Annotated in this window: 11 protein-coding genes; 5 read left to right on the top strand and 6 right to left on the bottom strand. The window is 70.8% G+C overall.

Annotation, left to right across the window (positions count from 1 at the left end):
• Positions 1–2,168: lantibiotic dehydratase family protein (locus AOK16_RS11335; protein WP_169790883.1), on the bottom strand; the 2,168-nt coding region annotated here is incomplete at its 3' end.
• A gap of 476 nt (positions 2,169–2,644) precedes the next feature.
• Here AOK16_RS11335 and AOK16_RS11340 point away from each other — a divergent pair.
• Together AOK16_RS11340 and AOK16_RS11345 are read left to right on the top strand one after the other, a co-directional pair.
• A complete protein-coding gene (locus AOK16_RS11340; RefSeq protein ID WP_055472129.1) occupies positions 2,645–2,878 on the top strand; it encodes a hypothetical protein in 234 nt (77 codons plus the stop codon).
• An 88-nt stretch (positions 2,879–2,966) separates the two neighbouring features.
• Positions 2,967–3,590, top strand: coding sequence for a TetR/AcrR family transcriptional regulator (locus AOK16_RS11345; protein ID WP_055472130.1), 624 nt, complete (start codon positions 2,967–2,969; stop codon positions 3,588–3,590).
• A 2-nt stretch (positions 3,591–3,592) separates the two neighbouring features.
• On the opposite strand, the gene AOK16_RS11350 is transcribed toward AOK16_RS11345, so the two are convergent.
• Positions 3,593–4,198, bottom strand: a complete 606-nt coding sequence (locus tag AOK16_RS11350; RefSeq protein WP_055472131.1) for a helix-turn-helix domain-containing protein — start codon at positions 4,196–4,198, stop codon at positions 3,593–3,595.
• A gap of 94 nt (positions 4,199–4,292) precedes the next feature.
• On the opposite strand from AOK16_RS11350, the gene AOK16_RS11355 reads away from it, so the two are divergent.
• The gene (locus AOK16_RS11355) at positions 4,293–5,048 is read left to right on the top strand and encodes an SAM-dependent methyltransferase (RefSeq protein WP_079101262.1); all 756 of its coding nucleotides are present in this window, start codon (positions 4,293–4,295) and stop codon (positions 5,046–5,048) included.
• 174 nt (positions 5,049–5,222) lie between these two features.
• Here the strand turns inward: AOK16_RS11355 and AOK16_RS11360 are convergent, their stop codons facing one another.
• From AOK16_RS11360 to AOK16_RS29230, 3 genes are all read right to left on the bottom strand, one after another.
• The gene (locus tag AOK16_RS11360; RefSeq protein ID WP_055472132.1) at positions 5,223–5,687 is read right to left on the bottom strand and encodes a MaoC family dehydratase; all 465 of its coding nucleotides are present in this window, start codon (positions 5,685–5,687) and stop codon (positions 5,223–5,225) included.
• A gap of 294 nt (positions 5,688–5,981) precedes the next feature.
• Positions 5,982–7,427, bottom strand: coding sequence for an amidase (locus tag AOK16_RS11365; RefSeq protein ID WP_055472133.1), 1,446 nt, complete (start codon positions 7,425–7,427; stop codon positions 5,982–5,984).
• Between the two features lie 90 nt (positions 7,428–7,517).
• The gene (locus AOK16_RS29230; RefSeq protein WP_420865377.1) at positions 7,518–7,691 is read right to left on the bottom strand and encodes an MFS transporter small subunit; all 174 of its coding nucleotides are present in this window, start codon (positions 7,689–7,691) and stop codon (positions 7,518–7,520) included.
• Positions 7,692–7,929: 238 nt separating this feature from the next.
• On the opposite strand from AOK16_RS29230, the gene AOK16_RS11370 reads away from it, so the two are divergent.
• Positions 7,930–8,454 (top strand): hypothetical protein, encoded by a 525-nt coding sequence (locus tag AOK16_RS11370; RefSeq protein WP_055472134.1) that lies wholly within the window; start codon positions 7,930–7,932, stop codon positions 8,452–8,454.
• Between the two features lie 36 nt (positions 8,455–8,490).
• Here the strand turns inward: AOK16_RS11370 and AOK16_RS11375 are convergent, their stop codons facing one another.
• The gene (locus AOK16_RS11375) at positions 8,491–9,099 is read right to left on the bottom strand and encodes a hypothetical protein (protein ID WP_055472135.1); all 609 of its coding nucleotides are present in this window, start codon (positions 9,097–9,099) and stop codon (positions 8,491–8,493) included.
• Positions 9,100–9,297: 198 nt separating this feature from the next.
• Between AOK16_RS11375 and AOK16_RS11380 the strand changes: the two genes are divergently transcribed.
• Positions 9,298–12,120, top strand: a complete 2,823-nt coding sequence (locus AOK16_RS11380; RefSeq protein ID WP_055472136.1) for a penicillin acylase family protein — start codon at positions 9,298–9,300, stop codon at positions 12,118–12,120.
• Positions 12,121–12,125 lie beyond the last annotated feature (5 nt).

The following is a 12,125-nucleotide window of genomic DNA, read 5'->3' on the forward strand; positions in this document are numbered from 1 at the left end:
GGACGGGCCTCCTTGGGGGCGGTGGACGGCCGGGGCTGCGGTGGCCGAGTGACCATGGGGAATACCAACTCGCTGCGGTGCGCGCCGTCAGGGCCTGCCAGCCAGCCTGCTCCTTCGGGCCCGGCTTCTAGAGTCTCGTAGATCTCTGTCGCGGGCCGCCGGCCCAGTTCGTGACGGAGCACGCGCAGGTGCAGTGGTTGGGTCAGGTCCAGCTCAAGGCGCCAGTCGCCGTAGCCCACGCAGACCCGCTCGGGAACTCTCCAGCGCATCTGCCAGGCATGCACAGCTCGGGTCCATTCCCCGAACGGTGCGTCCTGGTCGCGTATGGCCTCGGTCGGCTTCCACCGTGCGAGGGCAAGGACCGCTCGTCCATAGCGAACCCGTGGGGTATGGGGCAGTCCCGCAGCAGCTCCCCATTCCCACGGCCGCCAGCCGTCCACGCCACTGCGCGGGAGCTCGCTGAGGAAACGGGCCACATTGGGCGAGTGGCTGCGCGGGTTGAGCATGTGGAACACGGCTGGCGTGATCTCCTGACTGTCACTCAGCCGCACGAGGAACAGACGGCGGGAGTCCGCACACACCGCGAGGTCGTCCAGGTCGATGCCCTCCTTGGCGTAGACGCCGACGGGTATGAGCGGGTGCAGCAGCCGGGGCGTCTGCGTCACATTGGCCGCTCGTCCGTAACGCGACTGGAAAGCGAGTTGGGCGCGTACCGCGTCCTGTTCCCCCTCACCCCGGGGTGCGGCGGCGAGTGCTGCCAGCGAAGATCGGTCCTGCCCGTGCAGCAGATAGGCGAAGCGGCCGAAACTGGCCCCTGCCCGGTCGATCGCCGAGTCGACCACCAGCCGGAACTCTCCGGACCTCAGCGCCGCAGGCGTCTCCGCCACAAGACGAGTGAACATCTCGAGCGACGCGGGAGGTGTACCACCGTCGCGGGACAAGCGGATGACGGCAGGGTGCTCATCGGTCAGTACCACCTCCCGCTCTCCGGCCATCAGAGCGTCCTGGGCCAGATCCAGGAGCAGACGGTCCCGCTCGTCATCCCGCGGTTCCTGCTGCGGGAGTGGCCGGTTACTGGGGGGTTGCTGGTATCCGGCTGGGGCGCCGAGCCCCGTGTCGGGATTGAGCAGATCCTTGACCGGGACGGTTTGGCCCAGCCCGTAGCGTTCCACGAAGGCCTCGTGGTAGTGCCTGAGAGGCTCGGCGCCCGGGGTGTCCGGGGCCAGCCGCCACAACAGTGTCGCGGCCCGTTCGGCCTCCACGCCCACCGATGGGGGCAACCGCACTTGTGCGTCCAGCGCGAGATCGACGTGCACTGCACGATCCACCGGGCGCAGCCGACGAATCCTGCTGGTGGCCTTCTGCCACAGCCGGCCCCCTTCTCCGGGGGTCTGCGCCGAGCAGTCGGCCAGTGCTTGGGCGATTGCCTCCAGCTCCTGGACCTCCGGCAGTCCTGATGGCGCCAGAGCGGTGAGCACATGTCGGATGGGGTCGTCTGCATCTGCCGGCGGCCGGAGCTCGGTCAGAAGAAGGCCCTTCGCCACCAGTTGCACGAGCATCCCGGCGACCGACTCCCGGGCTGCCTGGGGGAAGAGATCGCACAGGTGGCGTTCCAGGTCGGCATACGCAACAGGGGTGCGGGCACGTTCCCTTGCCGCGCGGACAGCAGCGGTATAGCGCACACTCACCTCGCGGACCGCCTCTTCGCCCGTCCGGCTGCCGTCCGTATTCTCAGGCACATACGGCAGCACCAGCCGTTCACCACGGGTGAAACACAGGTTGTTGGCCATGACCCGCAGATGGCGCAGTATTTCCGGGCGGCGCTCCCAGCCTGCCGCCAGTGCCGTGAGCCAGTCACTTTCGGGTCGGACCGCAAGCCGGTGGGCGCTGCCCAGACGCAGCGTCACTTTCGATGTTTCCTCGGCGATCCTTGCGACTGCCACCCCGGCCATTATCCCGAAGGGGGTGCAACGCGTGCTCATACGCAGCCTGTAGGCGGTCAGGGCGCGCGATACGCGCCGCAAATCCTTGAGCCTGGGCGACTGCTGCTGTCCGAGTATCTCGTGCCAGCGTCGCGCCAGCGACGGGCTGGAGAGGGCCACCGCTTCTGCGAACACGGGGTCCGCTGCCACCTCACGCAGGTATTCGGTCAGGCGGTCAGCCTCCAAGGACGGATCGTCAGGAAGGGCGACATGAGTGTCACTCGCCCGGTACGCCGCCTGTACGGGAGCCCGCAGCAAGGCAATTCCTGCACAGGAGAACAATGACTGTCCCTTCACGACGTGGTCCTTTGCGTTCCGTCCCAAGACTGTTGGCTAATCAAGAAGTGGGTGCTCCTCCCCTGGGGAGGGGAGGAGCACCCACTGTTTCCACGTCAGCAGCAGGTGGGATTACTGATGGAGGTGCACACTACCGAGGTGGTGATTGCTGCGGTATGCACCTCGATTGCAGTGGCCTCCGCAACTTCCTGCACGTCCAGGTCGAAGACGTCATGCGACTGGATGCCAGCGGAACCGACATTCATGAAATCCCTTTCGTTCGCAGTGGCTTGCCGGAGTTGATCTTCGCATATGCGGCGGTCCGCGACTAAGGGCTTACGTCCTCACCGCCCGGACCTAAGTCCCCGTTTGCTGATCCTGGAGGGTTGTTCATTGGGGTCAACAAGTCATTGGAAGAAGGTGAGTTCGGTGACGGTGCGGACAAGGGCTTCTGTCGCCAGGTCGGCCCTGGCCAAGGCCGGGTGCCGGTCGCGGCGGGCTGCGTCGGCCTCGCGCAGGCCTTTGCGTCGGCCTTGCGCAGGCCTGCCTGGACGCGGCCGTACGCGTACGCGGGCGAGCGCGAGCGGTTCGGCAGGCAAGATCGGCCGCTCGACCCCTAAGCGCTTGCTCAGCGTCAGAGGTATGGTGTTCGTCCCTGCAAGAGCCAGTCAGGCCCCTCGGGGCCGTGAGTCACGGGACGTGCGAGCGATGGGCACCGAAACGCAGCCGAGCGAGCAGCCGTGGGCGGACATCGCGCCCGACGCGGCCAGGCGGCTGGTGACCGCCGCGGTCGAGGCGTTCGCCGAGCGCGGCTACCACGCGACCACCACCCGCGACATCGCCGGCCGCGCCGGTATGAGCCCCGCCGCCCTCTACATCCACTACAAGACCAAGGAAGAACTGCTGTACAAGATCAGCAGCGTCGGCCACCGGCTCTCCCTGCGCATCCTCCAGGAGGCCGCGGCCTCCGACGGCTCCCCGGCCGAGCGGCTCGCCACCGCCGTACGCTCCTTCGTCAGCTGGCACGCCGAGCGTCACACCACGGCCCGCGTGGTCCAGTACGAGCTGGGCGCGCTCGGCGAGGAGCACTACGCGGAGATCGTCGGCCTGCGCCGCGAGGTCGACACCGTGATGCGGTCGATCATCCAGGACGGCGTGGACGCCGGTGACTTCGACGTCCCCGACGTTCCCGGCACGACCCTGGCCGCCCTCTCCCTCTGCATCGACGTGGCCCGCTGGTTCAACCCCGAGGGCCGCCGCGGCCCCGAGGACGTGGGGGAGCTGTACGCGGACCTGGTCCTGCGCATGGTGGGCGGGGCCGGCAAGCCGTAGCGTCACTTCCCCTTGGGCCGCGCCCGTACGTGCATCCGCTCGCCCTGCGGCCCGAACAGGCTGAGGCACTCGACCGGTTCGGGCCCGGCATTGGCGAAGCCGTGCGGGACCCGGGTGTCGAACTCGGCGGCCTCCCCGGACCCGAGCGCGAGATCGTGCTCGCCCAGCGTCAGCCGCAGCCGCCCGGCCAGGACGTAGAGCCACTCGTAGCCCTCGTGCGTCCGCTGCTCCGGCTCCGCCTGCCCGCCCCACGCACCCGGGATGACGATCTTGTACGCGGACAGCCCGCCGAGCTGCCGGGTCAGCGGTACGAACGTCCAGTCGTGGCGGATGAAGGGCCGGGCGTGGACGCGGGGGTCGCCGGTGGCTGGCGCGTCGACCAGCTCGTCCAGCGGCACCCCGTACGCCTTCGCGAGCGGCAGCAGCAGCTCCAGCGTGGGCTTGCGGCGGCCGGACTCCAGGCGGGAGAGGGTGCTGACCGAGATGCCGGTCGCCTCGCTCAACCGGGCCAGTGTGGTGGCGCGTTCACGGCGCAGGGCCCGCAGCCGCGGGCCCACGGCGGTCAGGACGGTCGCGAAATCGCTCTCTGCGGGCTGCTCGTCGGTCACCCCTCTATTTGCCGTCCTGGCAAGAAGGTTTGTCAATCGGCCCCCGCCGGGCGGAGCATCCGACCACGAAGCCCCGGTGGAGGAGGATCCGACGATGACCACGGACCAGAAGCACGCGCACCACGACGGCCATGGTGGCCACGGCCATGGCTGTCACAGCCATGGAGGCCATGGTCGTGACAACCGCAGCCACGACAGCCACGGTCACGAGGGCCCGGGCGGTGGCGCCACGGGCCAGGAGTTCTGGGAGGCCTTTTACGCCGAGCGGGACCGGATCTGGAGCGGCAACCCCAACGACGTCCTGGTCAGGGAGGTCGCCGACCTGGCGCCGGGCCGCGCCCTCGACCTGGGCTGCGGCGAGGGCGCCGACGCGATCTGGCTCGCGCGGCGCGGCTGGCGGGTGACCGCCACCGACATCTCCGCGCTCGCCCTGGAGCGCGCGGCGGGCCACGCGGCGGAGGCGGGCGTCGCCGACCGCGTCGACTGGCAGCGCCACGACCTCGGGGCGTCGTTCCCTGCCGGAAGCTACGACCTCGTCTCCGCCCACTTCCTGCACTCGCCCAACGACGACCTGCCGAGGGAGACGATCCTGCGCACCGCCGCCGCGGCGGTCGCACCCGGCGGAGTGCTGCTGATCGCCGGGCACGCGGGGTTCCCTCCGGGGGAGCCCAACCCCCACCCCGACGTGCACCTGCCCACGCCGGAGGAGGTCCTGGCCGACCTCGACCTGCCGGAGGGGCGGTGGGAGGTGCTGGTGTGCGGGGAGCACGAGCGGATCCAGACGCGCCCCGGCGAGGAGGCCGTTCGGCGCATGGACAATGCGCTGAAGGTGCGGTGCCTGCCGGAGTGAGCCCCTCCGCCCCATCGGTCGGAGTGACCTCTTTCGTCTCAGCGGTCGCAGTGAGCCTCTCCGTCTCGGCGGCCGGAGTGAGTCCCTCCGTCTCAGTGGCCGGAGTGGACCCCTCCGTCTCGGCGGTCTCAGCGGTCTCGGTGGTCGCCGCAGTCGCCGCGGTCGCTCAGACGCTCAGAGGTAGAACCGACTCACCGTCTCCGCCACGCACACCGGCTTCTCGCCGCCCTCGCGCTCGACGGTGACGGCCGTCGTCAGCTGGACCCCGCCGCCGGCCTCGGTCACCTCGGCGATCGTCCCCGTGGCCCGCACCCGCGAGCCGACGGGGACGGGAGAGGGGAAACGCACCTTGTTCGAGCCGTAGTTGATGCCCATCCGCACGCCCTCGACCCGCATCAGCTGCGGTACGAGCACGGGTAGCAGCGACAGGGTGAGGTAGCCGTGCGCGATGGTCGTGCCGAAGGGGCCGGCCGCGGCCTTCTCCGGGTCGACGTGGATCCACTGGTGGTCGCCGGTGGCCTCGGCGAACAGGTCGATCCGCTTCTGGTCGATCTCCAGCCAGTCGCTGTGGCCCAGTTGCTCGCCCACCGCCGACCGCAGTTCGTCGAGCGAGGAGAAGACCCGGGGTTCCGCCGCCATCTGTCGTACCTCCACAGACTGTCCGTGCGCACCGTCCGTACACACCGTACGTACTAAGCAGTTGCTCAGCATGCTGGGGGCGGGGGCTCCTGTCAACGCCCGGTGCCGCCGCTCAACGCCCGGTGCCGCCGCGGGATGGAACCCCGCGGGGCCCGGCGGTGTATTAAGGGCATGCAGCAGACACGAGTACCGCAGACACGAGTTCCGTGCACACGAGTCCCGTTTGCCGTCGGTCCCGTCGGTCCCGTCGGTCCCGTCGGCCCCGTCGGTCCTATCGGTTCTCTTCGGGGTGGATCACCACACCGCCGGCCTGCGGGAGGCCCAAGGCCTTGCCTCCTCGAGTTGGGCCGAGAGGGAGAGCAGTTCGGCCTCGGCGCCGTACCGGCCGCCCAGCATCACGCCGATCGGGAGCCCCCGCTCCGTCCAGTGCAGCGGCAGGCTGACCGCGGGCTGCCCGGTCGCGTTGTAGATCGGGGTGAACGGGGTGTACGCGGCGAGCGCTGTGAACTCGGCCGCCGGGTCCGCGTCCCGGCGCAGCGCCCCCACCATCGCGGGCGGCTGGGCCAGCGTCGGGGTGAGGATCACGTCGTAGCCGGTGCCGGGTGTCTGGAGCGCGTCCGCGATCATCTGGCCCAGCGCCCGGAACGCGTACATCGCCTCGGCGAACCGCTGCCCCGAGACCCGCTCGCCGCGCTCGCGCAGATGCCGGGTCAGCGGCAGCAGCAGCCCCTCGGCGCCGGCGGGCACGGGGCGGACGGTCGCCATCACGTCCCATACGGCGGCGAAGGCGTGTCGCACCGAGTCGTCCGCCGGCAGCTCCAACTCGTCCACATGGTGCCCGAGTTCACGCAGCAGCCCCGCCGTGCCGGCTGCCGCGGCCCGGCAGTCCGCGTGCAGCTCGACGCCCGGGATCGGCGGCGTCTGGAGGGAGACCACCCGCAGCGGCCCGGCCGGGCGGCGGCGGGCCGCGTCGAGGAAGGTCTCGCCCGGCGGCAGGGACGGGGCACCGTACGGATCCCCTGGCATGGGTCCGGACAGGGCGTCGAGCAGCGCCGCCGCGTCCGCGACCGTACGGGCGAGGGGGCCGGAGGTGGAGAGCCCGCTGATGTCGTGCAGCAGCGGCCCCGGACTGACCCGACCGCGGCTCGGCTTGATCCCGTACAGCCCGCACACCGAGGCCGGGATGCGGATCGAGCCGCCGCCGTCGCTGCCGTGGGCCAGCGGCGCGAGCCCGCCCGCGACCGCGGCGCCCGCCCCGCCGCTGGAGCCGCCGGCCGACCGGTCGAGGTCCCAGGGCGTGCGGGCCGGGGGAGCGATGCGGTTCTCGGTGTGGCAGGGCAGCCCGAACTCAGGGGTGTTGGTCTTCCCGAGCATGACCGTCCCGGCCGCCCGCAGCCGGGTCACGACATGGTCGTCGGTGTCCGGGATGTGGTCGGTGAAGACCTGCGAGCCGAAGGTGCACCGCACCCCCGCCACCAGGTTGAGGTCCTTCACCGGCACCGGTATGCCGTGCAGCGGCGGCAGCTCCCTGCCCTCCCGCCGCGCCGCCACGGCCTCGCTCTCGGCCACGGCGGCCTGCTTGCGGGCAAGTTCAGGTGTGAGCGTGATGAACGCGCCCAGCGTCTCGTCCAGTCGGTCGATCCGCCGCAGGTAGTGCTCGGTGAGCTCCACCGGCGAGAGGGTTCCCCGCCGGATCGCCTCCGCCTGCTCCAGCGCTGTCAGATCGTGCAGCTCGGCCATGCCGGTCCGTCCGTCCTCTCGGCGAGTGGAGGCAGAATCCTCGCACTACTCCCGGGTAACGGACCAGACCGTCGCGTGAACGGAGAGTCCTCAGCCCGTGAACAACTGCTTCAGCTTGAGGACCAGTTCCTGGAGCCCGTAGGCGAACGGCACCCCGACCCGGAGCCGGGCCAGCCGGCGGCTCCAGCCGGGCGGGGCGACGGTGCGAGACCGGTTCAGCGCTCCCCGGGGGGCGAGCGAGCCATCCGGAAGCCCCCAACACAGCCTGGATGAAAGTCAGTTGATGGTTCGGCAGCGGTTTGACCGAATGACGAGGCAACCGCTTGACGCGGGATGATCAGGCCGGGGATCGTGCCACGTCGCGGGGACCGTACAACGTTCATCAAACTCTGGAGAAGGTACGAAGATCGCGACCAGCCGAGCTCACCCGCCTTGCGGGGCAGGGGAGTTGGCGCGGTCGGGACCTCTGGCAGGCGTTGACAACCGAGGACAGGAGTGGGCCATGCCCGTTGCCGTATGTTCGCTCAAGTGGGAACTGGCCGTGCCCGGCACCGGGCAGCAGCGGATCAGCTACGACTCCGACGGCTACCACCTTGTCCGCTTCCCCTACGACCGGAGCGGCGAGTCCACGGACCCCTGGCGGATGCATGATCCGGGCCGCGGAGGGGAGGGGGCATCGGCCTTCCCCGACCCCAGATCGGGGCTGATATGGCCCAGCCACGACGGCTGGGGCGTGCTGTCGGCGATGGTGATCTGGGAGGCGGACACCCGGCCCACGGAGTACCGCGCCCGCTTCGTACGCGACCCGCTGGGCCAGGCCACCGGCTACGACTCCACGGGCACGACCGACTCGGCCCGCACCGGCGGCCGCCAGTTCCGCACCTACACCTGGCAGTTCTTCGTGAAGAAGGGCACGCCGGTCGGCCTGAAGGTGACCACGAGGGGGACGGGGGACCAGCGGCTGGCCGTGCCCATCACCCTCGCGGAGTTCAAACTCGCCATCCACACGGACGTGTTGCTGCCCTGAACAGCACCTGACCGGGGGCGGCCCGGCAGTGGGGGCTCAGACCAGCGCCGCCCATCTCTCCCGTCTTCTCGCCGCCGCCACCGCCTCGGCCGTCAGCACGGGCTCCGGTACGGCGATTCCGCAGCCGGTGCACACCGGGCCGCCGTCCGGCTGGTGGCGCAGGCCGGGGCGCCAGACCAGCGCGTCCTGCCGGGAGCAGACCGGGCAGGCCGCGCCCGGTTCGGACCGCAGCGCGGCGACCAGCCGCCGCATGGCTTCGGGGAGCGGAAGGACGGGGTGGCGCAGCGGGTCGTCGCACCAGGCGACTCCGCACCCTCCCCAGGTGCAGCGGTGCCAGTTGTCGAGGGCGCTGGGCCTGCGCAGCCCGCGCAGCTTCTCGCGCTTGCGCCGGGCCGCGAACTCCGCGTCGTACGCGAGCCAGACCGTGCGGGCCTCCGAGAGCTCCGCGAGCGCGGCGACCAGCCGCGCCGGTTCGGGGTACCGGTCCTCCGGCCCGATACCTACCCGGGCGCACAGATGGTCCCAGGTCGCCCGGTGCCCGTAGGGGGCGAATTTCTCCACGCACTTGCGCAGGGCGGTACGCCGCTGCGGGGTAACGATCCTCGGGTCGCGCACCTTCTGCGCGAGGCATCTGAATCCGGCCATCTCCCGTGCCACCTCCGTCGCTCTACGAGTTCTGCTGCCCGTTTCGGCGATGAGCATGGGACGCGCGCGGGGGCGATTCGGATCCCTCACCGGCGCACTCGACGGGGCGCGAGCCGGAAGGCAGTTGACCGGTGTTCATCTTCCGGTGGTTGTGTACCACGGGTAACCTCCCGCATCACGGCCTTTGGGAGGAGCAGAATGCGACTGCGTCCGGCACGCGCCACCGCGCGTATCACCGCCCTGTTCGCGCTGGTAGCAGCGCTGGTCTCGCCGCTGCCGCAGGCAGTCGCGGACCCGGTGGCGGCGGAGCGGCCCGTGGCGGCGGAACCGCCCGACCTCTGCGGGAGCCAGTGTGCCGACATCCTCCCGCCCGGCGAGAACGGCAGCGCCACCCTCGCCGAGATCCTCGCCCACCGCGTCCTGGGCACCCGCCCCGCCCACAGCTCTGACCAGCTCGGCCCCTACGACGCCCTGGCCGCGGGCCAGTCCTCGCTCACCGACGAGAAGTTGACCGACTTCTTCAACGACGCCTCCTTCGGTGTCCCCGCCGACCAGGTGGAGTCCGTCACCAGACCGCGCCCCGACGTCACCATCACCCGGGACAGGAAGACCGGCGTCCCGCACATCCAGGGCACCACCCGCGAAGGCACCGAGTTCGGCGCCGGATATGCGGCAGGCCAGGACCGGTTGTGGATCATTGACCTCTTCCGGCACATCGGGCGCGGCCAGTTGACCCCGTTCGCCGGGGGCGCCGAGGCCAACCAGGGCCTGGAGCAGGAGTTCTGGCCCCAGGCGCCGTACACCGAGAAGGACCTCCAGGACCAGATCGACCGGATCACGGCCAGTGGCGAGCGCGGCCGGCAGGCCATGGCCGACGCGCGGGCCTACCTCGACGGCCTCAACGCCTACCGCGAACAGGCCAAGAGGAACCGCGTCTTCCCCGGCGAGTACGTCCTCACCGGCCACGTGGACGCCATCACCAATATCGGCGAGATCGAGCCGTTCAAGCTCACCGACCTCATATCCCTCACCTCTGTCGTCGGCGGACTGTTCGGCAACGGCGGTGGCGGCGAGGTCCGGTCGGCGCTCTCGCTGCTCGCCGCCCAGCAGAAGTACGGGCCCGCCGAGGGCGCGAAGGTGTGGGAGTCCTTCCGGATGCGCAACGACCCGGAGGCCGCGCTGACCGTCCACGACGGCAAGCGCTTCCCGTACGCGGGCAAGCCGGACCAGGCGCGCGGCACCGCCCTGCCGGACCCGGGCTCGGTGACCCCCGAACCCCTGGTCCACGACCGCCGGGGCGCGGCCGCGAAGCCGGCGAAGGACCCGGTCGCGACGACCCCGCGCCTCAAGCCCCTCCAGGGCATCCACGACAACGGCGTCCTGCCCGAGGGCGCGTTCGCCGAGCCCCGCGGTATGTCCAACGCCCTGCTCGTCTCCGGCGAACACACCGCGAGCGGCAACCCGGTCGCCGTCTTCGGCCCCCAGACCGGCTACTTCGCCCCGCAGCTGCTGATGCTCCAGGAGCTCCAGGGCCCCGGCATCAGCGCCCGCGGCGCCTCCTTCGCCGGCATCGGGATGTACGTGCAGCTCGGCCGCGGCCAGGACTACGCCTGGAGCGCCACCTCGGCGGCACAGGACATCACCGACACCTACGCGGTCGAGCTGTGCGAGCCCGACGGCTCCGCAGCCACCAGGGACTCCACGTACTACCGCCGCGAAGGCGCCTGTGAACCGATGGAGAAACTGGAGCAACACAACGCCTGGAAGCCCTCGTTGGCCGACTCCACGGCCGCCGGCTCCTACCGGATGCGGGTGTACCGCACCGCGTACGGCATTGTCACGCACCGCGCGACCGTCGGCGGTGAGCCCGTCGCGTACACCTCGCTGCGCTCCACCTACCGCCACGAGGCCGACTCGATCGTCGGCTTCCAGCTGCTGAACGACCCCGGCTACGTGAAGGACGCGGCGTCCTTCCAGCGCGCGACCCAGCACATCGGGTACGCGTTCAACTGGTTCTACGCGGACGCGCGGCAGGCCGCGTACTACAACAGCGGGCTGAACCCCGTACGGGCCGAGGGCGTGGACCCGTCGCTGCCGGTGCGCGCGGAACGGCGGTACGAGTGGCGGGACTTCGACCCCGGGCCCAACACCTCGGCGTACACCCCGCCCGAGCAGCACCCGCGCTCGGTCGGCCAGGACTACTACATCTCCTGGAACAACAAGCAGGCCCTGGACTACGCCTCCGCGGGCTTCGGCAACGGCTCCGTGCACCGGGGCGACCTGCTGGACGACCGGGTGGCGAAGCTCGTCGAGCGGGGCGGGGTGACCCGCGCGTCGCTGACCCGCGCCATGGCCGACGCGGCGGTCGCCGACCTGCGCGGAGAGGACGTGCTGCCCGAGCTGCTGAAGGTCATCCGCAGCGGCGGTCCGATCACCGATCCGCAACTCATGACCGCCGTGCAGCAGTTGGAGACCTGGCGCGACGCGGGCACCCGGCGCCGTGAGACCTCCCAGGGCTCGCGCACCTACACGCACCCCGAGGCCGTACGGATCATGGACGCGTGGTGGCCGCTGCTGGTGAAGGCCCAGTTCGAGCCGGGCCTCGGCACCGAGCTGTACGACGCCCTGCGGGCGAACCTCACCGTCGACGAGTCCCCGTCGGCGGGCCACGGACCCACGGGCGCGCACGCGGGTTCGTCCTTCCAGTTCGGCTGGTGGAGCTATGTCGACAAAGACCTGCGCCAGGTGCTGGGGGAGCCCGTGAAGGGCCCGCTGGCCAGGACGTACTGCGGCGGAGGCGACCTGGCCGCCTGCCGGGACACCCTCCTGTCCACCCTGAAGCAGGCCGCGGCCCGGCCCGCGACGGAGGTCTACCCGGGCGACGCGGACTGCGACCCGGGCGACCAGTGGTGCGCCGCCGCGATCATCCACCGCCCGGTGGGCGGCCTGACCCACGACAAGATCAACTGGCAGAACCGCCCGACGTACCAGCAGGTCGTGGAGTTCCCCGCTCACCGGTGAGCGGG

It is taken from the genome of Streptomyces pathocidini (assembly GCF_001418495.1).
Lineage (GTDB): Bacteria > Actinomycetota > Actinomycetes > Streptomycetales > Streptomycetaceae > Streptomyces > Streptomyces pathocidini.

What these genes read in the sequence shown, in the direction of transcription:
- AOK16_RS11345 (WP_055472130.1), top strand. Translation starts at nt 2,967, where the DNA reads ATGGGCACCGAAACGCAGCCGAGCGAGCAGCCGTGGGCGGACATCGCG.
- AOK16_RS11355 (WP_079101262.1), top strand. Translation starts at nt 4,293, where the DNA reads ATGACCACGGACCAGAAGCACGCGCACCACGACGGCCATGGTGGCCAC.
- AOK16_RS11360 (WP_055472132.1), bottom strand. Translation starts at nt 5,687, where the DNA reads ATGGCGGCGGAACCCCGGGTCTTCTCCTCGCTCGACGAACTGCGGTCG.
- AOK16_RS11365 (WP_055472133.1), bottom strand. Translation starts at nt 7,427, where the DNA reads ATGGCCGAGCTGCACGATCTGACAGCGCTGGAGCAGGCGGAGGCGATC.
- AOK16_RS11370 (WP_055472134.1), top strand. Translation starts at nt 7,930, where the DNA reads ATGCCCGTTGCCGTATGTTCGCTCAAGTGGGAACTGGCCGTGCCCGGC.
- AOK16_RS11375 (WP_055472135.1), bottom strand. Translation starts at nt 9,099, where the DNA reads ATGGCCGGATTCAGATGCCTCGCGCAGAAGGTGCGCGACCCGAGGATC.
- AOK16_RS11380 (WP_055472136.1), top strand. Translation starts at nt 9,298, where the DNA reads ATGCGACTGCGTCCGGCACGCGCCACCGCGCGTATCACCGCCCTGTTC.